Here is a 20,099-nt window from a genome sequence, read left to right on the forward strand (position 1 = left end):
TCGGGAACCGGGTCGGACAGATCCGTTGGTCGTCAAGCTCGCCACGAGGCGGGTTGGGCCAAGAAGCCGCGCGGCTTGAGCCGCTGCGGAGTGTCACGGTTTTAGGGTCTCATGTCAGTCGTCTTGTGGCCCGAGGATAGTTGCCACGGGCAGATCGCTGTCTTCATGTTCTGCGAGGTGCTCCTGGAGCAGCCGGTGGTAAAAGCGGTAGCTGCCACCAACGCGCGTCATCAGTATGTGGCTCACTGCCTGGTCAAGGGCGTCGGCGGAGTCCCAGGAGGCACCGCAGTGGAATCGCGGCAGAAGACGAAGGAGGTAGTGTTTGATCACTGCTGCACCGCCATATAGCACCAGGCCCCCGACCAGAATTCCGAACAGAAATCCGATGAGGCCGAAGATCAGGCTGATGCCCAGGTCGACACCCAGGCCCATGATTACGCTGCTGAGTCCATGAATAGCCGTCGTTGCCCGCTTGTCGCAAGCCAACTCGGCTGCAGATACTCAATGTAGAAGACCTGCTGCCTATGGGCGCGCATCCCGCGCGCTATCCAGATCAGCCAGGCCCGTAGCTGCTTTGAGTCAGTCCATCGTTTGGTGCGTCGAACAGGCGATAGTCGCATGGGATGGCGTGTGTGTCATCGCTCCATACGAGGCTCACCACGTTGATGCCCGATACTACGTGGCCATGTTTCCCTGACCAATGCCGATGCACCAGCGCGATCGTGTACGCGTACGGCGTATCCAAGGTGCTATTGTCAACTACCAGCAGCCCGCGCGTGCGATCAATCAGCGGCGCGGCCGCTTGCCACAGCCGTGTGGTGTCGGGTTCAAGCCGATGGAGCAGGCGCGTGAACGCATCGTGAGCAGCTTGCCGTGGCCCCTCAGGTTGAACACGCTCCGCCTCGGTCGCCGATACGGCGCGCGGCGTCGCGAGCAAGAAGGTGATGTAGTCGAGATCCTGCACCTTGGGTTCATTCATGCCCCCATACTACCGCAGGTGCAGCCAACTGCGTAAGTCCTAGTCCTATAGTGTTATCAGGAGGGGGTACTCAAAAGTCGGGCAGGGGGGATCGATGGCCTATATACCCGAACTGCCCGGCAATGTATTATGAGCATGAGCGAAACGCTCGTAGCCCGACAAACTTCCCAAGGAATCCTGGCCAGCGGGTGCGATGATCTCGGTGATTAATGTGGACGCCTCTATCACCGAGGGAGCAAGTGGCGTAACCGACCCTGGCATGTACGCATAGCGTACTCCGCACATCCGTGTGCTGGCCAGCTTTAGCAGAAAGGGTCTTTGACGCTTTCACCATGCCGGCCGACGTTCAGCTCACGAATGTAATTCGCCCCACGATGGGGCACAATGGAGTACCACACATGTCTCGCTTTACCCGCATCTTCGCCTCCGGCCTCGGTATCGCCGCCGCGCTCGCCCTCTCGGTCGCCCCCGCCGCCCACGCCGACACCGGCACCGGCGTCAGCATGACCCTTACGGGTGGGTCGCTCGCAGCCACCCTGGCAGGCGCAACCCTGGAGCCGCTCAGCTACAGCAACGCTGCCCAGTCCACGACCGGCACAGTTGGCCTAACCGTCGATGATGGGAGAGGCAGCGGCGCCGGCTGGAACGTGACCATCGAGGCGTCCGCTCTCACCGGCGGCCTCGGCCTGGGCGCCGACAGCCTGTCGGTCACCTCGGCCAGCACGCCGGCTGCCACCGCAGGGCAGGCCGTTAACCCGACCTCCGGCCCGCTGGCCATCGCCCCCGTCGACGCCACCCTCGACACGGCGCGTCGGGTTATCTCCGCCGACGCCGGCTTTGGCCAGGGCATCTACACCCAGGTGCTCGGCCTCCGCCTGGATGTCCCCGCCTACGCCCGTGCAGGCACCTACACAGGCACCCTGACCGTGACCTCGGCGTCCGGCCCTGGCGTTTAGTAGGTCGTAGCTTTCTTTCAAGGGCCGGGGAGCAGTAGTGCTCCACGGCCCTCTTCGTAACGAAACCAGGAAGCCATGCCAAACCGTACTTTTTCCACTTTGCGGCTGCTCTGCGTTATTGCCACACTACTTGTATTCTTCTGCTCGGGCGGCCTGGCCGCCGCCCAGGGTGAAACTACCAGGCTGGGCATTCGCCAGATCGGCGGCACCGGCAGCTATATCGACCTGATCCTCGAGCCCGGTGCGAGCCAGGAGGTCACCGTGGAGCTAGGGAACTTCGGCGACGCGCCGGCGGTTGCCTACACCTACCTGGCCGATGTCTACTCGCTGATCAATGGTGGCATGGGCGTGTCGCTGGAGGAGACCACCGGCAGCGGCATGAGCGGCTGGGTGGACTACGCGGCGCAGACGACAACCCTCGATGCCCACAGCGCCCTCCACCGCAGCTTCATGGTGAGCATCCCGCCCAACACGCAGCCCGGCGAATACCTGACGAGCATCGTCATCCAGGGCGAGGCCAGCGACGTGAGCGGCGAGGGGGGAGTGGCGCTCAACCAGGTGTCACGCCAGGCGATCGCCATCGCGGTTCTGGTGCCTGGCCCGCAGCAGCCGGCCCTGTCGATTGGCGCGGCCAGCCACACCCTAGTGGGCAGCAACTCGCGGATCCGCGTGGAGCTGCACAACAGCGGCAACGTGCGACTGCAGCCCGAGGGCGAGGTGGTGTTGTACGATGCAGCAGGCGCCGAGGTGAGCCGCTACCCGGTGAAGATGGGGTCGATCTACGCGGGGACGACCACGAGCTTCGAGGTGCCCTTCGCCGGCGCTCTGCTGCCGGGCGACTATACGATCGCCCTGGAGCTGAGCGACGCGAAGGCCGGTCCGTTAGCTCAGAACCCAGCGCTGCCCCTGCGGATCGAGGCGCCCATCGCACCGACGGTGGCCCCGGCGAGCGAGGGGCCGCAGGCAGCGCCTATCAACCAGACGCCAGTCGTCCAGGCGCCGGCGCCAAACGTTGGTTTGAGCATCCCGAGCGACGTGCTGTTTGTGGTCGGGCTGGCCCTGCTGATCATGATAGCATTCGTGCCGATGCTCCGGCGCCGGCGGCGCTAGCCTGGGAAAAGAGGCCATTACTCAAGGAGGGGCAGGCCCTCCTGCACAAACAAAAGCGGGTCGCGCAGGGTGGCAAATCTACCCTGCGCGACCCGCTTTTGTTTCACCAGACCCGTCGGCCGCTGGAACAATCGCCCGAGCAGGTTGAGCAAGGCTAGAGTGCGCGGCAGAGCAAGCGCGCTCAGGGCGAGGGACGCCCGCAGGGTCAAGCGAACAAGGTTGCATAGGCAGAGGGAGCAACGCGTAGGCTCTACAACGCAGGCACCAAGTATAGCACGTAGGTAGGGCCGCGTGTTTTTGTCAAGTGAAAAGTGGCTCTCCCGCACTTTCCGTGCAGGCAGGGAGAGAACCAACGTGCTAGAATAGGAGGTTTACAAATATGTTTGTATTGAGGCAAGAATCTGATGTTGATCGAAAATCTGTTCATCCCTGTTGGTGCCGCCCTCCAGATGACCGCTGCCGACTTCACGCCTGAAGGCATCCGCGTTGACCTCCACACGACCGCCCAGACCGCCGACTGCCCCACCTGCGCGGTGACCACGCACCGGGTCCATAGCCACTACCAGCGCCGTCTGGCGGATCTGCCTCTGGCCCAGCTGCCCGTCCGCGTGCAGCTCCACGTCCGGCGCTTTCGCTGTGCGACCCTCGGCTGTGGTCGCTCCACCTTCACTGAGCCGGTGCCGGGGCTGGCCATTCCTTCTGCGCGCCGAACCACCCGACTGCGGGCAGAACAGCGCCAGCTCGCCCTGGATGTGGGCGGCGAACCTGGGGCGCGTCTGGCACGGCGCCAGGGCATGGGCCTCAGCCCCGATACCTTGCTTCGTCTGGCCCGGAGTACGCCTGAGGATGCGCGCCCAACCCCGCGCTGCCTTGGCATCGACGACTTCGCCCTGCGTAAAGGTCAGGTGTATGGCACGCTGCTGGTCGACCTGGAAGCCCATCGGCCGGTGGATCTGATCGAGGAGCGATCCGCCGAGGTGGTCGCGCAGTGGCTGAAAGATCACCCAGGCGTCGAGGTCATTACGCGCGACCGCTCAAACGAATATGCCGAGGGTGCCAGCCGTGGTGCGCCCGATGCGCTCCAGGTTGCCGACCGCTTTCACTTGATCCAGAACGTGCGCGAAATGCTGCAACGCTTGCTTGATGGGCAGCAGGATGCGCTGGTGGCAGCCACCCGACCAGAGTCCCCATCTTCCGATCCACCGCCGGTGCTTCCTACCGAGCCGGTGGTCTCCCCGGAGGCGAAAGCACCGGCTGAGGCGGAAGCACCGGCTGAGGCGGAAGCACCGGCTGAGCCAGCAGTGGTGAATGCGCCGTCACCCGCTCCCGCGCCAGCAGGAGCTTCGTCTCCGCTGAACAAGGCCGCGCAGCAGAGCCAGGAGCGACGCGCCCGCCGACAGGCACGCTACACGGAGGTGCGGGAGTTGCACGCCCAGGGCATCGGCATCCGCGCCATCGCGGCGCGACTCCAGATCAGCCGCAACACCGTGCGACGCTTTGTGGCGGCCAGTCAGTTCCCAGAGCAGGCCACCAGGCGCCCTCAGCCCAGGAAGCTCGACCCGTTCATTCCGCATCTGGAAGCGCAATTGGCCGCTGGCCAGGACAACGGGATGCAGCTCTGGCGGGAACTGCGGGAGCAGCACGGCTACCGTGGCTCACGGGCGCTGGTCTCGCGCTGGGTCGCGCAGCATCGCCACCTGGTGCCGCAGCCTGACCCGAACCGCCCACCACGGCGCGGGCGCGGCCGTCCCCCAGCGTCAGCGCCAAGCCCGAAACCACCAGCGCAACGCCGCTTGTCCGCGCGGCAGGCCGCCTGGCTCCTGGTTCGTCGTCCCGAAAAGCTCACGCAGGAGGAGCAGGGCATCATTGAGCGCCTCTGTCACCAAGCTCCCACGGTGGGGGTGGCCTATGATCTCGCGCAGGAGTTCATCCAGATGGTGCAGGAACGCACGGCTGCGGCGTTTGATGGGTGGCTTCAGCGAGCGCGCGCGAGTGGGATTGCCGAATTGCAAAGCTTTGTGGTTGGGTTAGAACGCGACAAAGCGGCCGTGGTGGCCGCCCTCTCGTCGCCCTACAGCAACGGACAGGTCGAGGGCCAGGTGAATCGGCTGAAGCTGATCAAGCGCAGCATGTACGGACGAGCCAAGTTTGACCTGCTCCGTCGCCGCGTACTCGCTCGCGCTTCCGAAGCGACGCCTCCTGCACGGAAAGTGCGGGAGAGCCAAAAATAAACCGGCCTTGACAGTGATGGTACGGCAGGGCAAAGGGGCCAGCGATTGGCGCTCAGCATGACACGGCTGCGATCAAGCGATGCACCTCAACGTCTTCGAGGTACGAGCGTCGCAACACGGGATCAGTGATCATCGCGGCGCGTTGCGCAAGGATGGTGCGGGCTTGTTGCATGACGCCATCGGCGCGTGGATCTTCCAGGGCGGTCAGCACGCGCCAGCAGGCACCAAAGATGCGCAGCAGATCTTCGCTGCTGTGCAGGGCGCTGTCGTTGAGGTGGCCGAGCAGGGCCTCGACTTCGCTGCGGGCGGCGGTGCGATCGCCGATCAGCAGCGCGGCCAGCGCAAGGCCAGCGCGGGCTTGCATGGCACGCGCTGGTTGATGCAGCGCTAGCCGTAGTTCCAGTGCTTCACGGTAGGCGTCAAGGGCGGCGTTGGCGTTCTGCTGCGCCAGCGCGATGTGGCCGAGATAGGTGAGGCTGTACGCGATGATCGAGCGTGCGCCAAGGGCGCGGGCCAGATCCAGGGCCTCTTGCACGTAGCGTTCGGCTCTCGCCTGGTCGCCCATCAGGTGGAAGAGCATGCCCAGTCCGCTGAGGCTGTGCGCTTCGCCGAGGCGGTTGCCAATCGCTCGCCGTAGTTCTAGCGATGCCTGATAATGGGTGTGCGCCTGCTGATACGCGCCCTGTTCGCGGGCCGTGCGCCCCAGGTTGACCAGGGCAATTGCTTCGCTGCGTCGATCACCAGTGCTGCGACTCAGGTTCAATGCAGCGGTGAAGCGTTCTTCGGCTTCGCTGTAATGCCCTTCGTCGTAGGCGACGACGCCAAGGTTGTTGAGCACCATGCCTTCGCCGGGGCAATCGCCGATGGCGCGGTCGATCACCAGCGCGGCCATGTATGCCTCGCGGGCTTCGGTGCAGCGCCCTTGCTCTTCGGCGATCACCCCGAGATTCGCGAGGGCAATGCTCTCGCGCTGCGCATCGCCGAGGCTCCGTGCGAGCAGCAGCGAGGCTTCGTAGGCGGCGCGGGCTTCGGCGTAGTCACCGCGAATCTCGGCCAGCCAGCCAAGCCCCGAACGGCAATCGGCCTCGATATGCGGCAAGCCTGCGGCTTCCGCATGACCAAGTGCCTGCCGCAGATACGCTTCACCGAGGCCATAGTCGCCTTGGCGGGCATGCGCGTTGCCACGAAAACGCCCCACCAGTGCCGCAAGCGCGGGTTGGTTATCGAGAGGCAGCAACTCCTCGATCTTGCCAAAAAGAAGAACCGCCGCGCCGTGTTGCCCCTGTTGCGAGGTGAAACGCCCTTGATAGGCGCGCAGACGGGCGATGACGGCGACACGCTCAGCGGCAAAAGATGCGCTCGGCGCGGTCTGGGCTGTCATCATCAGATGATCAGCTGCGCTCTGAAAAAGCCCTTCGCCTTCGCGTAGCAAGCCCAGGCGTTCGTAGAGAAGCGCCAGGGCATCGGCGGCGGCCCCCAGGGTGTCTGCTTGCCCGTGCTCGCTTGCCCATTCCCACGCTTGCCGCAGGTTCGCCAGGTCGGCGCGTAACCCTTCAGTCACCGTGCGCGGATTGCGCCCGGTCAACGCTGGCAGTGCGTCGGCCAGGGTTTGTAGGAAGTAGGTGCTATGGTGCGCACGGGTCGCTCCGGCCCCGCCCGCTTCGAGGCGTTCAGTGGCAAACTGGCGTAACAATTCGTGCAACTCGTACCGTTCGTCGCGTTGCCGCACTAGCGATTTTTCTACCAGCGCCCGTAACAATGGTCGTATGGGCCGATCAACCAGGTGCCCCAGCACCTCCTCGGCGGCAGCCAGCGTGCAGCCTCCGCGGAAGACTGCTAGCCCGGTCAGCGTGGCGCGTTCCTGGGCATTGAGCAACTGCCATGAATGGTTAAAGATCGCCCGCAGGCTCCGTTGACGTGCCGGGACATCGTGCAGCCTGGTGGCAAGAAAATCGGTGTTGCGCGCAACCTCCTGGGCAATCGTGGCGCACGGCAATTCACGGGCCCAGGCGGCGGCGAGTTCGATGCCCAGGGGCATGCCTTCGACGAGGCGACAGATCGTTGCAACCGCCGGGGCTTCGCGTTCATCAAGTTGAAAACGCGCACTGACCTGGATCGCTCGCTGCACAAAGAGTTGCACGGCGCTATAGCGCGCCAGTTGTGGCGGCGTCAGCATCGTGAGCTCGCGGGGGTAGGCCAGCCCTTCCAGGTCAATGAGCCACTCGGCCCGTAGGCGTAGCGGCTCGCGTGAGGTGACGAGCAGCCGTACGTCGGGGGCGGCCTGCAAGATCGCATTGACGATGGGCGCAAGCTCGGGCAGGTGTTCGGCATTGTCGAGCAAGACAAACATCTGACGTTCGCGCAGGCCATCAAGTACCTGATCGAGCGGGGGCCTGGTTGGATCAAGGTGCCAGCCCAGCGTTGTCGCGATGGCTGTCGGTACCTGGTCGCTCTGTTCAAGCGGTGCGAGCGCAACAAAAACAGCCCCGTCGTGCATCGTCGCTGCGTGCGCAAGCGCCGCCTGGCTTGCCAGGCGCGTCTTGCCGATGCCACCCGGCCCGATCAGGGTGAGCAGGCGGCAGGCCGGATCGGCCAACCGTGCGGCGAGCAGGTGCAATTCCTGCTCGCGCCCGATAAAGCTCGTTGGCTCGCTGGGAAAGCCGAACAGGGCGCGCGGGGTTGGCTCGGTACGGATGGCTTGCACCGGCGTATGGGTGAAATCACCGGATCGTAACCGCTGGTAGAGCGCGACAACCTCGGCAGAGGGTGCCACGCCAAGTTCGCGTTCCAGCACGCTTTGGTAGCGGTCGTAGCTTGCGAGCGCCGCAAGCAGTTGCCCGTGATGGGCCAGCAAGAGCATCAGGCGTTGCTGCACCTCGTCGTCAAAGGGTTCATCGGCGAGCAAGGCCTCGGCGTGGAGAATGCCCTGCGCATACGCCCCCTGATCGAGATAGATCCGGGTTAACTCGCGGCGAGCCATCAGCACGAGTCGCCGCAGGTGCTCTTGCTCAGCCAGGACCCAAGCCTCAAACGTCGGCGTATCGCGCACCGCAAAGCCCTGGAGAAACTCGCCTCGATAGAGCGCCAGGCCGGTTTCGTAGCGGGCAGGCTCGACCAGATCGCGCCCAGGGGTGAGTAACCGGATCAGTTCCGCTGCGTCGAGTGAGCACGGCAGTTGCGGATTCAAGCCGACCTCACGGCGCGACGTCTCAAGATACGGGCCGAGCACATGCCGCATCCCGGTCAACAAGACACTCAAATTAGCCCGTGCGCGATCCGGGCTCAGCATTTCGCCCCAGAGCAGATCAGCCACAATCTCGCGCGCCACCGGACGCCCGACATAGGCCAGATAGACAAGCAATGCCTCGGCCTTGCGCGACCCAAGCTCGCCCAGGGGCTGACCATCACGCTGCAACGTGAGCCCACCAAACGTACGAATGTCGAGACCTGTCTGCATGCATACCTGTTGTGCTGAAGGCTTCCCTTAAGGCGGATGGGCCTGCGGCCCCTCCACCTTAAGAGAAATTTTACCATGCTCATCGGTCTCCGCTAAGGTTTTGCTAAGAGTCGCTCTGGTATTTTGAGTTACCATCCATAAGGCTATGCTGAACAAAAGAGCGCTACGCAAGGAGTCTATCTGTGAAACGAACCCTTCTTTTTCTCCTCCTGATCGGTTTTTTTGCCACGTTGCTCGCTGTGCCGCCTGCGGCAGCGCAGGTAGAGTACGACGATGATCCGTGGGCACTTCCGCCGGCCCTGACACAGGAGCCGCTCGATTGCACGAATTCGCCCTTTGGTCGTGCGATCATCCTTGGCTCTGAGCAAGAGATCTTTGTGGGCATGCGCGGCGCGGGTGCGGGACGCCAGGGTTGGGTGCTGCATGATCGGTTTGATCTGAATGCTGATGGCACCGCGTTGGTTCGCGATGCATCCTGGCCGGCCATCGATCAGACGCCCAATGCCAATGCGCAAAATGTCAGCGCCCTTGCCAGCACGACCGGCAAGTTCCGCTTCCAAAGCGATCGCACGCAACTGGTGCAGGTCTACACCGGGGCCGATGGCACGGTGCGCTGGCTGGTGCATGAAGAGGGTCAGCCCGTGCTCGAACGGAGCCTGCTGGTCTCGAATTATGCGTTGCTGCAAGTCGCGTCGGGCGTGCTCAGTCGTGCCCCTGGGCGTACCGAACGCCTGGCGCTGGCGAGTCGGACAGCGATTGGTTCGCTCAATGTCTTCATCATCGAGCCGCTCCGCGATAGTCAGGTGCCCCTCGCGACCTGGCGTACCGACCAGGACGGACGCAAAGATGTCGTTGATCTCCAACTTGCCGTCGGCGACCTCAACGGCGACGGCTTCAACGACGAGATCATTCTGGCCTTGATGAAAGAGGACGGTGACGTCGAGGTGATCGTGTTGCGTTACGATCCTGACTATACCGGGCCAGATGGTGGGGCCAATTTCAAGAGCAGGTTGCGTGAGGTTGCCAATTTCACCCTCAATACGGGCCGACCCACGCTGGTGCGCGTGGCGGCTGCCGATCTTGATGGTCGTCTCACGACCGGCCCGGGCGCAAGCCAGGGCTCAGGCGACTACAAAGACGAGATCATTCTGCTGACCGATACCGATCAGCCTGATGTGCGCCCCTTTAGCCCGCAGTATACGGTTCAAACCTTCTCGCTCAATACCTCCGCCGAGAATCCCGAGGTTGAACAGATCGTGCAGCGGGGAAGTTCAACCGTGGTTGTCACCTTGACCTCAAACCTGACGCTCGCTACGGGCGATCTTGATGGCAGCGGGCGTGCCGAAATCCTCGTGGGCGAAGTTACCCCCGAAGACGTGGCGGTGCGTGCTTTTGATGGGGCCACCGGTACCCCGCGTAAACTGGCCCGCTTTGCCATCCCGATGACCCCGAGCCCCGGTCTTCCGCTCGCGCTTGCGACAGGCGATCTTGACCGCGATGGGCTACACGAGGTTGGCCTGGCCTTCCTCAATAATCAGGCGTTGCAGGTGACGACGCTTGCCTATCAACCTGAGACGACGACGCTTACCGAACGCGATACGGTGACGGCGAGCGATGGTGGCCGCCAGAATGCGACCTTTATTGACCTGGCTTTTGGCGATTGGAACGACGATTCGCTCAAGGCGCTCTATGGCGAGCCGCAGGGGAGTTCGATTACCTGCAAGACGGTGCAGGAACCAAACATCGTCTCGGTGGTGCATGCGCCGCCTTACTGGGAACGGCTGCAGGGCAATCGGCTTCGTCTGGCCTCGATTGGACAGTCAACCAGTTTTGCCCAGACCGACGAACGTGCCTTGACGGTTTCAAGCTCGCATGCAGTCAGTGCCTATTTTGGTGGTGGATTTGAGGCGAATTTTGTCTTTGGCAAAGTTGCGGCTACAGCGCGGGTAACCGCAGGCTATCAGTATACCGGCAGCGTCACGAATCGCGGTGGTACCACCGAAGGCAAAACAACGCGGGAAGCCTGGACGAATGATGCCGGCAGTTTTGCGGCGATCGAGCGCACCACCTACGACTGCTACAACTACCGGGTTGTCCAGGACGGCCAGGAACTCGATGCGGGCATGCGTTTTTGCGAATACAAAGATTACGCCTCGATCGCGACGGATGTGAGTCGCTGGAACAGTCTCTTTGGGCCGGCTAACAATCCGCAGGCGCTCCAGTGGATTCCGCTCAACCGCGACTGGGCGAATCTGGCCCTCTTCCGTCGGGCGACGGTGGCGCAGTCGAGCACCGTGGGCGACGCCGGCGCCGCACGCGCTATTGACGGCACCATCGATCCCGTCTTTGCCAATGGCTCGGTGACGCAGACCGAGGCTGAGGATGCGCCCTGGTGGCAGGTTGATCTTGGCCTCACGCAAGAACTTGGCGCAGTGCGGGTCTGGAATCGCAATAATCTGGGTTGCGACGATCTGTCGTGCGCCGCCCAGTTGCGTAATTTCTATGTCTTTGTCTCCGATACCGACTTGCGTACTATCTCGGATGATCCCGAGGTGCTCAAGGACGATCCTCGCGTGGCGACCTTCTTTAGCGAGGGCCAGAGCGGGCGCGTCACCAACATCCAGACCTATCGCAACAATGCGCCGATCTTTGGGCGCTACGTGCGGGTGCAACTCGCCGGGACGGGCTATCTCTCGCTCGCCGAAGTGCAAGTCTTTGGCGAGCGCCAGGTCGATCCTGATCGCTACCCGATCAATGTCAGTGACAGCGATCCCAACGATGGCTACTTTACCGTCAGCCTCTATAACCCGCTGACCGGAGGCATCGAACAGGTGCGTCAGCGTGGGCGCTTGCTCTGGAATGGGGCAAATTACGATGTTCTGGCGGCACGTCGCATCTCGGTTGGCAACCCGGTTTCGTCTTGGTCACTCACCGAAGAGCGTACCACCTTTACGACGCAGGCTGACGCGACGAGTCACAGTGTCAGCATCGGGGCCGAGTTTGATGCCGAGGTGAGCGCCGGCGGCGGCAAGGTCGTCTTTGGCGGGGGCTACGAGTATACCTCGGGTGTGATTACCGAAGATGTGCGCTCGACTGAATGGGGCACCGCCTTTGAGATCGGTGGAGGCGTGCAGGGCTTCCCGGCCACCGTGGGTGGCGTCGCCCTCGGGCCAGGTCAGTGCGAATACGGTTTCCAGCCCTACTACTACGAAGTAACCGAAGAGTCGAGCACTGGCTTCCTGCATCGCTTCATTGTGGTTGACTACACTGTGCCCAACGCCTCACTCAACCGCAATAATCTCGCGTTCTGCCGCCAGCCAACCGCCAATCGTCCGATTGTCGAAGCCGACATCAATACGGCGGCCCCTGGCAGTAGCCTGATCTTGACGGCACGCGGTTTTACCGACAACAGCGAAGCCCTGATCGAATTACGCTACCCTGGGCAGGAAAATTTCCGCCAGGTCGCACGCATCCGTATGAGCAGCATTGGCGAGCTCGTCTTTGTCCTCGTCACTTCGCCCAACGATCCACCAGGTGACTACGCGGTACGCATCCGCAGCGTTGCCCAGGGCAGCAGCCTGGCCCAGGCGCAGGAAGCGACAACCGCCTTTACGCTCAGCACCGACGCCGCCCTCGTCGAACCTGCCCCGCCCGGCGTCCCGGTCTTTAGCCTCCAGCCGCGACTCTACTTGCCGTTGATCTCCCGCTAACGGCAGTGTCAAGCCTCTCTGGACGCGCAACAAGCCAGCACATGCTGGCTTGTTGCGCGTCCAGAAAGAAAGCCTACACCATCGCCATCATCGTACCGACGGCTTTCAGTTGCTCGCCATCGCCACGTGCCCAGAGATCAGCGGTGACCATGATGCGCTCATCGGGCAGGCTTTCGGCACTGGTGATGGTACCGCCAACGTGCAGGGTTTCGCCGGGGCGAGTCGGGGCGCGAAAGCGTACCTGAAAATGGAGCAGGCCACTTGGTCCGGCGATGTCGGTTGCCAGCCGCCCGAGCATGCCCATCACCAGCATGCCGTGCGCAATCACGCCGTCAAGCCCCGCTGCCTGCGCAAAATTCGGATCGGTATGCAATGGGTTATAATCACCCGACGCTGCCGCATACGCGACAAACAATTCGGGGGTCAGTGGCCCTTCGGTAAAGCCGGGGATCGCGTCGCCAACCTTGAGTCGTATGGGTTCTAGCACGGCCTTCTGCTCCTCTCTGCTGAGCCTTATTCCCCACGCACAACGACGACCAACTGGTCGGTCAGTACCAGTTGGCTGTGCTGGTTGTACCAGCGAGTTTCAAGCGTCAGCACTTCAAACGGCCCGCTCTTGCCCATTTTCTGTTCCAGTTCGACCAGTTCGGGCGAGGCGATCAATTCATCACCTGCAAAGATTGGCTGATGATACTCATAGCTCTGCTCGCCATGCAAGAGGCGCGGCAAGGGTGCGCCGATGGCCTCAAGTTCGGCCAGCAACGCGGGGTTGGCCCACAGGCCATAGCGCGTCGCTAGCGTTGGCGGCGCAGGTAGGTCTGGCATCCCAGCCGCATGCGCTGCTTCGACCATGTGATAGACGGCTCTGTCTTCGCCGAGCACGGTCGCCAATGCCCGAATATGCTCACGCTCGACGGTCACGGTGTAGGGTCCAAAGGTGCGCCCAAGGTTGTCTGGATCAATCATCGTTTTCCACCACACCAGACAAATCACGCATCGTCCGCAGATCGCGCAAGCCGCGCACCTGTGCCGACAGAAAAACGACGCCTCCGTTCGACATCGTCAACCCGTCGTGCGACACAACGCCGCTACTGAACCTCCTGTTCAGCCCGCGCCCTAAGTTCGATCCGCCGAATTTTGCCACTGATGGTCTTGGGGAGGTCACGGACAAACTCGATTTCGCGGGGGTACTTGTAAGGGGCCGTATTGGTCTTGACAAATTCCTGGAGTTCATGCTGTAGCTCCTCTGATGGTTGCGCACTCGACACCAGTACGACATACGCTTTGACGATCGAGCCGCGGGCCGCGTCGGGCTTGGCGACCACCGCCGCCTCGGCCACCGCCGGATGCTCGATCAGCGCACTCTCGACTTCAAATGGACCGATGCGATAGCCTGCGCTAATGATCACATCGTCAGACCGTCCGACAAACCAGTAGTAGCCGTCATTGTCGACATACGCCCGATCACCGGTGACATACCAGTCGCCGCGGTGACATGCCGCTGTCCCATTCGGGTTGCGCCAGTATTCTTTGAAGAGCCCGACCGGGCGTTCGGGGCGCACCCGTACCGCCAGATCGCCCTCTTTGCCAGGCGGTAACGGCTCGTTCTCGTCGTCAATAATCGCCAGATCGATCCCCGGCAATGGCTTGCCCATCGAGCCAGGGCGGATTGGTTGGCCCGGCGGGTTGCCGCACAACAAGACCGACTCGGTCTGCCCATAGCCATCGCGTACCGTCAACCCGGTCGCCTCACGCCAGACATCAATCACCTCGGGGTTGAGTGGCTCACCGGCACTGACACACGAACGCAGCGACGAAAAGGTGAACGCCTTCAGATCTTCCTGTACCAAAAGCCGATAGATCGTCGGGGCGGCACAGAACGAGGTGATCGGATAGCGCTGCAACAGTTCCAGCGTCTCGTGGGCGTTATATTTGCCGCGCCCATCGTGGATAAAGAGCGCCGCCCCCATATTCCACGGCCCAAAGAGGCTACTCCAGGCGGCTTTGGCCCACCCGGTATCCGACAGATTCCAATGCAGATCGTCAGGTTTCAGGTCGAGCCAGTAGGTGCCGGTAATGCGATGGCCGATGGGATACGAGGCGTGGGTGTGCAGCACCATTTTGGCGTTGCCAACGGTGCCCGAGGTAAAGTAGATCAACGCCGGATCAGTGCCTGGCGTCGGCATCCGCGCCCGTTCAGACGCCCCTGCACTGATCAAATCCTCAAAGCCTGTTGTCCCCTCAACCGGCGAACCAACTACAATCAGATGCTCAAGCGTTGGGCATTGATCGCGAATCGCCTGGATCTTGGCCGCACCATCGGTATCGGTAATCACCGCCCGCGCCTCAGCGATATTGATCCGATAGATGCTATCCTTCGGGGTCAACAAGACGGTGGCCGGCATCGGCACGCCCCCCATCTTCATCAACCCGAGGATGCTCTCCCACCACGCGACAACCCGTGGCAGCATCAGCAGCACCCGATCACCGCGCTGCAACCCCATCGCTTCAAGCTCGTTCGCCAGACGATGCGAGCGTGCCCGAAACTCCGCAAACGTAACGAGCCGTTCTTCACCTGTCGGCCCTACCCAGTGCATGCCCAATTTCTGCGGATCATCCGCCCACCGGTCAATCACATCATACGCCCAATTGAAATCCTCAGGCATTGCGAGATCGATTGCCACCGTCACCATTGACCTCCATCGGATCAGGCCCTCCATTGGGCAATGCGGCATTCCACAGGGATATGACCTTATCCTACTTCAGGCCGCTCGATTATGCAAGTAGGTTGTTCAGCGTGAACGCATCACCAGCCAGATCCCCAGGGCGACCCCGGTTGCACCAAGGGCATCAATCGGACGCAGCGGGTCGCCCAGCAGCAGGGCCCCCAGTACTAGGCCAAAGACCGGGGTAAGAAAGAGGAACGTATTGGCGCGACTCGCATCACCGTGGCGCACCAGGAAGAGGTAGAGCAACATGGTGACCCACGAGAGCATGATGCACATATAGATCAGCGCCACGATGAAGTTCGTATCCCAGATCACCTGGTCAACCGGTTCCCAGAGAAAACTGGGGATCAGCAAGGCAACCCCGCCGACGAGCAACTGGATCGCATTCATCCCGGCCAGGTCGTACGGCAAGGCCCAGCGCTTGAAGAGGATTGTGCCTGCCACCATCGAGACATTGGCCAAGAGCACCAGCGCCATGTGGAAGGGGCTTTCGCCGGTGCCCATCCGTGCCGACATCAGAAAGACGACGCTGACAAACGCCAGCCCGAGGCCAAAAAACTTCTGTAACCCGAGCCGTTCGCCCAGCAAAAACGGGGCGACAAAGGCGAGCATCAACGGGTTGGTGCTCGCCAGAACCGCCCCCGTGCCTGCGGTAATGCCCTGCAGCGCGGTTGCCGTAAAGCCAAAAAAGAAGGCAAAGCTTAGGATGCCGAGCACGCCGAGCCGCAGCCAATCGCGCAGCGTGCGTGGCAACGAGCGACGCAAGAAGATCACGATGAGCAACAAGACACCGCCCGACAAGACAAACCGCAAGCCCATCAAAAAGAGCGGTGGGCTACTGCGCAAGGCAAAGGCGACAGCAATAAAACCCGTCGACCAGAGAAACGAGAAGGTGAGCGCAAGGCTGGTGTAGACTGGAACGGAAAGATGGCGAACCCCTGACTCAACTGGCGTCGTCGCTTGCATATGATGTTCTTGCTCCCTCTGTTCCTCTGCGCCTCCGCGCCTCTGCGTTAAAACTCAGGCCCCATCCATCTGTTCAAGCTGCTCAAGCAACAGCCCAAACGTCTCCATCGCGGCCTGCACCGGCGCTGGCGTTGCCATATCCACCCCGGCCCCGCGCAACAACTCGATCGACGAACGCGACGAACCGCCGCGCAAGAAGCCCAGGTAGCGCTCGACCGCCGGTGCCCCTTCGCTCATCAGTTGCCGACTCAACGCCAGAGCCGCCGAGAGCCCCGTCGCATACTGGTACACATAGAATTTGTAGTAGAAGTGCGGAATCCGCATCCACTCAAACGCGATCTCGTCGTCGAGCGTCACCGCTGGCCCGTGATACCGGGCGACCAGGTCATAGTAGCGCTTGCTCAACCCATCTGAGGTGAGCGGCTCGCCTGCCTCGACGCGGGTGTGCATATCCAGTTCGAAGCTCGCAAACATCGTCTGCCGAATGATCGTCCGTCGGATATCTTCGATCTGCTGGACAAGCAACATCCGCCGGAGTTGCTCGTCGTCGCGGTGTTTGAGCAGATAGTCGGTCAGCAGTGCTTCGTTGAGGGTCGAGGCGACTTCGGCGACAAAGATCGTATAGCCGCCATAGATGAAGGGCTGGTTGCGCCGCGAAAAGAAGGAGTGCATCGAATGGCCCAGTTCGTGGGCCAGCGTAAAGGCATCGTTCAACCGATCTTGGTAGTTGAGCAAAACATACGGTGGTGTGCTATAGGCCCCACCACTGTAGGCTCCACTACGTTTGCCTACGTTCTCGTACACATCAATCCAGCGACTGCCAAAGGCCTGTTGCAACGCCGCCGCATACTGATCGCCGAGGGGCGCAAATGCCGCAAGCATCATCTCACGCGCCTCGTCGTAGGGCACGATCAACTCGGGCGTCGGCACCGGCTGCGCATAGAGATCGTAGATGCGTAGTTCATCGAGGCCCATCAAGCGCTTGCGGATCTCCATATAGCGATGGTTCAGGCCAAGATTCGCCTCGACGGTTGCGAGCAGATTGTGGTAGACCTCGAGCGGAATCTCGTTGGGCTCAAGCGCCGACGCCAGCGCCGAGCTATAGTTGCGGATGCGCGCATCAAGCACGTGCGTCCGGATGGAGGCCCCGAGCGTCGTTGCCATCGTATTGCGGAAAGGCCGATACGCACCATAGTAGCCCTTAAAGGCATCGTGGCGCACCTGCCGCTTATTGCTCTCGAGAAACCGCCCATACCGTGCGTGCGAGAGTTGAACCGTCGCCCCGTTTTCGTCGGTAATGCTCGGAAAGATCAAATCCGAGTCGGAAAGCATCTCGAAAACTTCGTAGGGCGCCCGGGTTACATCACTAAACTGCGCCAGAACGCCTTCAACCTCAGCCGAACGAATATGCGCCCGCTGCCGATTCAGCTTCTCAAACTCATACGCATACACCTTCAACGCCTCGGTCTCGGCCACCCATCCCGCCAGGATCTCCTCGGGAATCGTCAAGATCTCTGGTTCAACATAGGCCATAGAGGCCATCACCCGCGCCGCAAACGAACCGGCCCGCTCTTGCAAGGCCTGCCCAACGGGATCAGTCGCATCAGAGTCTTTGCGGTGCATTGCATAGACATAGAGCGCATAAATCCGCTGCGCCGCCTCATCGCGCAATTGCATCACCTCACCAAGGTGCTCCCCACTCTGCCCCAGGCTCCCCTGGAATGACGCCACCTTGCGCGCCAACTCCTCAATCGCCACCAATTCCCGTTCCCATGCCTCGACATCAGCAAAAACAATGCTTAAATCCCACGTATACTCAGTGAGGGCCTCACTGCGGGTCGGGACTTTATGGGTGTCAACGCTCATCGTATGGATACTCCTCAGTCGTGTGTAGTCTATCAACGAAGTTTTCTGAGACCTCACAGGTCTTGAAGACCTGTGAGGTCTGACGGGCGCGCCTCTGCGCCTTTGCGTCAAACAACCTGTCTTCTTTGCAAGGTTGTGCACCTAACCTCTCTACCCCAACAAAGCTTCCAACCGACTAACAAAACCTTCCAGCACCGCAAAGGCGCGATCAAGTGGCTCGGGGGAGGTCATGTCGATCCCGGCTAGTTGGAGTGCGTCCAGTGGATAGACCGAACTGCCCGCGCCGAGGAACCGCAGATACTTGGCCTGTGCTTCTTGATCACCACGCAGCACATCGACCGCCAGCGCATTGGCTGCGGCGATGCCCGAGGCGTACTGATACACATAAAAGTTGGCATAGAGATGCGGGAACTGCGCCCAGACAATGCCGTCACGTTCGGGGTCAACCTTGACGGCTGGCCCGTACCCGCGTGCGAAGAGGTCACTCAAGACGCGGTTCATGCCCGTGGCGGTCAAGGGTTGACCTTTTTCGGCCTGATCATGCACGTGCTGCTCAAATTGCGAGAGGATCGGCATCAAAAAGAGATAGCGATGGAAGTTGGACATCGCCTCTTCGAGAATCGCGATCTCTTCGTCGCGTCCGGGTTGCTTCGCCAGCAGGTGGCCGCGAAGCAAGGCCTGGTTGAAATTCGAGGCGACTTCGGCGACAAACAACGCATAGTCGGCATAGATCGGTGGCTGGTGCTGCTGCGTGTACCAGGTGTGCATCGAGTGGCCGAGTTCGTGGGCCAGTGTGCTGACATTCACCAGTGTGCCATCAAAGTTGAGCAGGATAAACGGGTGCGTGCCGTAGCTTCCGCTCGAATACGCCCCGCTCGTCTTGCCCTGATTGGGATAGACATCGACCCAGCGTTGCGTCGTTAGTCCGGTTTGGGCCGTCGCCTGGTAGGTGGCCCCAAGTGGGGCGACCGCCTGGGTGACGATCGCAACGGCCTCGTCAAAACTGTACCGCAACGTCGGGCCAAGGGGCGCAAAGATATCGCACGCCTCGATCTGTTCCAGGCCCAGCGCACGCCGCCGGATCGCCCAGTAGCGGTGCCAGATCGGCAAATGACGGTTGCACGCGTCAATCACATTCTCATAGACCGTGCGTGGAATATTGCTCGCAAAGAGGCTCGCGTCAAGGGCGCTTGGGTAGCGCCGGGCGCGGGCATTGAACACATCACCTTTGACACTGCCAGCATAGATCGATCCGATTGAGTTTTTGAAGCGCAAAAAACCATCTTGATGGCTACACCAGGCATTGTAGCGCAGAGTACGATCAGGGCTGTGCAGCAATTCTTCAATCGTACTGGTCGTTACGGTATGCGGTTCGCCCTGGGCATCAAGCGCATCGGCAAACTGTAGATCACCCTCTGCCAGCATCTGATATGAACTATAGGCCGCACTCAGTGGCTCTGCCGCCTGGGCGAGCAGTTGCTCAACTTCACCCGAACGCACATGGGCCGCCCGTCGGCGCAGGTTCTCAATCAAGTGCCGATACACCGCCAACCCCGGCTCAGCCGCGATCATCCCGTCGAGATGCGCCGGCTCAAGCGCAAGCAACTCAGGCTCAACAAACGCCGTCGTTGCCCCCAGCCGCGCATAGAGCCCGATCGCCTGATCGCGCAAGGCGGCGGCGGCTTGATTGGTCGTATCAACATCAAAGTTCATGCTCGTATAGACAAACAGCCGCCCCATCAATACCTGCGCTTGCTCAAAATGTTGCAAGGCAGCAAGCAACGTCGCCGGGGCATCACCCAACGTTCCGGCATACGCGGCCAGTTTTGGCAATTCGGTCTCTAACCGCTGAGCATCAGCTTGCCATGCGGTTATATCTGGATAAACATTAGTAATATCCCACGTATCTTGAAGTACAACTTCGGATCTTCGAGGTAATGTCTTTGCCATATGTTTCCTTATCCATATGAGGAGTAGTCTGTAGCAAACGTAATCTGCCCATTATACCAAATCCCTTCAACCTGGATGCGCGTTTATGGTATAATCACCTGCTGGCGCTGAGCTTCCCACGCTTATCGCCGCTGCTTATTCGCTG

Annotated in this window: 13 protein-coding genes and 1 riboswitch; of the genes, 4 read left to right on the forward strand and 9 right to left on the reverse strand. The window is 61.4% G+C overall.

The window, feature by feature from the left end:
- Positions 1-114 precede the first annotated feature (114 nt).
- Positions 115-432, reverse strand: coding sequence for a hypothetical protein (locus tag A9Q02_RS18680; protein ID WP_097654593.1), 318 nt, complete (start codon positions 430-432; stop codon positions 115-117).
- 121 nt (positions 433-553) lie between these two features.
- Positions 554-979 (reverse strand): transposase, encoded by a 426-nt coding sequence (locus tag A9Q02_RS18685; protein ID WP_097654594.1) that lies wholly within the window; start codon positions 977-979, stop codon positions 554-556.
- Positions 980-1,156: 177 nt separating this feature from the next.
- Positions 1,157-1,241, forward strand: a riboswitch (cyclic di-GMP riboswitch).
- A 136-nt stretch (positions 1,242-1,377) separates the two neighbouring features.
- On the opposite strand from A9Q02_RS18685, the gene A9Q02_RS18690 reads away from it, so the two are divergent.
- The 3 genes from A9Q02_RS18690 to A9Q02_RS18705 all read left to right on the forward strand — a co-directional run bounded on the left by A9Q02_RS18690 (position 1,378) and on the right by A9Q02_RS18705 (position 5,276).
- Positions 1,378-1,935 (forward strand): WxL domain-containing protein, encoded by a 558-nt coding sequence (locus A9Q02_RS18690; protein ID WP_172451145.1) that lies wholly within the window; start codon positions 1,378-1,380, stop codon positions 1,933-1,935.
- Between the two features lie 75 nt (positions 1,936-2,010).
- Positions 2,011-3,045 carry a hypothetical protein gene (locus A9Q02_RS18695; RefSeq protein WP_097654596.1) on the forward strand — a complete coding sequence of 345 codons (1,035 nt, stop codon included), beginning with the start codon at positions 2,011-2,013 and terminating at the stop codon, positions 3,043-3,045.
- A gap of 449 nt (positions 3,046-3,494) precedes the next feature.
- Complete coding sequence (locus A9Q02_RS18705; RefSeq protein ID WP_425430798.1) at positions 3,495-5,276, forward strand: ISL3 family transposase; 1,782 nt, start codon at positions 3,495-3,497, stop codon at positions 5,274-5,276.
- Positions 5,277-5,328: 52 nt separating this feature from the next.
- Here the strand turns inward: A9Q02_RS18705 and A9Q02_RS18710 are convergent, their stop codons facing one another.
- Positions 5,329-8,733 carry an ATP-binding protein gene (locus A9Q02_RS18710; protein ID WP_097654599.1) on the reverse strand — a complete coding sequence of 1,135 codons (3,405 nt, stop codon included), beginning with the start codon at positions 8,731-8,733 and terminating at the stop codon, positions 5,329-5,331.
- A gap of 182 nt (positions 8,734-8,915) precedes the next feature.
- Here A9Q02_RS18710 and A9Q02_RS18715 point away from each other — a divergent pair, with 182 nt between their 5' ends.
- Entirely contained in the window at positions 8,916-12,443 is a 3,528-nt protein-coding gene (locus tag A9Q02_RS18715) for a galactose-binding domain-containing protein (RefSeq protein ID WP_097654600.1), read from the forward strand.
- A gap of 73 nt (positions 12,444-12,516) precedes the next feature.
- Here the strand turns inward: A9Q02_RS18715 and A9Q02_RS18720 are convergent, their stop codons facing one another.
- The 6 genes from A9Q02_RS18720 to pepF (A9Q02_RS18745) form a co-directional block, all read right to left on the reverse strand.
- Positions 12,517-12,930: a MaoC/PaaZ C-terminal domain-containing protein gene (locus A9Q02_RS18720; protein ID WP_172451147.1), complete on the reverse strand. Its 414-nt coding sequence runs from the start codon at positions 12,928-12,930 to the stop codon at positions 12,517-12,519.
- 26 nt (positions 12,931-12,956) lie between these two features.
- A complete protein-coding gene (locus A9Q02_RS18725; RefSeq protein WP_097654602.1) occupies positions 12,957-13,409 on the reverse strand; it encodes an FAS1-like dehydratase domain-containing protein in 453 nt (150 codons plus the stop codon).
- Between the two features lie 122 nt (positions 13,410-13,531).
- Positions 13,532-15,136, reverse strand: a complete 1,605-nt coding sequence (locus tag A9Q02_RS18730; RefSeq protein WP_216361558.1) for an acetate--CoA ligase — start codon at positions 15,134-15,136, stop codon at positions 13,532-13,534.
- 99 nt (positions 15,137-15,235) lie between these two features.
- On the reverse strand, positions 15,236-16,138 hold the full coding sequence (locus A9Q02_RS18735) for a DMT family transporter (RefSeq protein WP_097654604.1): 903 nt from the start codon (positions 16,136-16,138) through the stop codon (positions 15,236-15,238).
- A gap of 54 nt (positions 16,139-16,192) precedes the next feature.
- Positions 16,193-18,004 (reverse strand): oligoendopeptidase F, encoded by a 1,812-nt coding sequence (gene pepF, locus A9Q02_RS18740; protein WP_097654605.1) that lies wholly within the window; start codon positions 18,002-18,004, stop codon positions 16,193-16,195.
- Between the two features lie 150 nt (positions 18,005-18,154).
- Positions 18,155-19,954: an oligoendopeptidase F gene (gene pepF, locus A9Q02_RS18745; RefSeq protein WP_097654606.1), complete on the reverse strand. Its 1,800-nt coding sequence runs from the start codon at positions 19,952-19,954 to the stop codon at positions 18,155-18,157.
- Positions 19,955-20,099 lie beyond the last annotated feature (145 nt).

It is taken from the genome of Candidatus Chloroploca asiatica (assembly GCF_002532075.1).
In the GTDB taxonomy this organism is placed as follows: Bacteria; Chloroflexota; Chloroflexia; order Chloroflexales; family Chloroflexaceae; genus Chloroploca; species Chloroploca asiatica.

What these genes read in the sequence shown, in the direction of transcription:
- A9Q02_RS18680 (WP_097654593.1), bottom strand. Translation starts at nt 432, where the DNA reads ATGGGCCTGGGTGTCGACCTGGGCATCAGCCTGATCTTCGGCCTCATC.
- A9Q02_RS18685 (WP_097654594.1), bottom strand. Translation starts at nt 979, where the DNA reads ATGAATGAACCCAAGGTGCAGGATCTCGACTACATCACCTTCTTGCTC.
- A9Q02_RS18690 (WP_172451145.1), top strand. Translation starts at nt 1,378, where the DNA reads ATGTCTCGCTTTACCCGCATCTTCGCCTCCGGCCTCGGTATCGCCGCC.
- A9Q02_RS18695 (WP_097654596.1), top strand. Translation starts at nt 2,011, where the DNA reads ATGCCAAACCGTACTTTTTCCACTTTGCGGCTGCTCTGCGTTATTGCC.
- A9Q02_RS18705 (WP_425430798.1), top strand. Translation starts at nt 3,495, where the DNA reads ATGACCGCTGCCGACTTCACGCCTGAAGGCATCCGCGTTGACCTCCAC.
- A9Q02_RS18710 (WP_097654599.1), bottom strand. Translation starts at nt 8,733, where the DNA reads ATGCAGACAGGTCTCGACATTCGTACGTTTGGTGGGCTCACGTTGCAG.
- A9Q02_RS18725 (WP_097654602.1), bottom strand. Translation starts at nt 13,409, where the DNA reads ATGATTGATCCAGACAACCTTGGGCGCACCTTTGGACCCTACACCGTG.
- A9Q02_RS18730 (WP_216361558.1), bottom strand. Translation starts at nt 15,136, where the DNA reads ATGGTGACGGTGGCAATCGATCTCGCAATGCCTGAGGATTTCAATTGG.
- A9Q02_RS18735 (WP_097654604.1), bottom strand. Translation starts at nt 16,138, where the DNA reads ATGCAAGCGACGACGCCAGTTGAGTCAGGGGTTCGCCATCTTTCCGTT.
- pepF (WP_097654605.1), bottom strand. Translation starts at nt 18,004, where the DNA reads ATGAGCGTTGACACCCATAAAGTCCCGACCCGCAGTGAGGCCCTCACT.
- pepF (WP_097654606.1), bottom strand. Translation starts at nt 19,954, where the DNA reads ATGGCAAAGACATTACCTCGAAGATCCGAAGTTGTACTTCAAGATACG.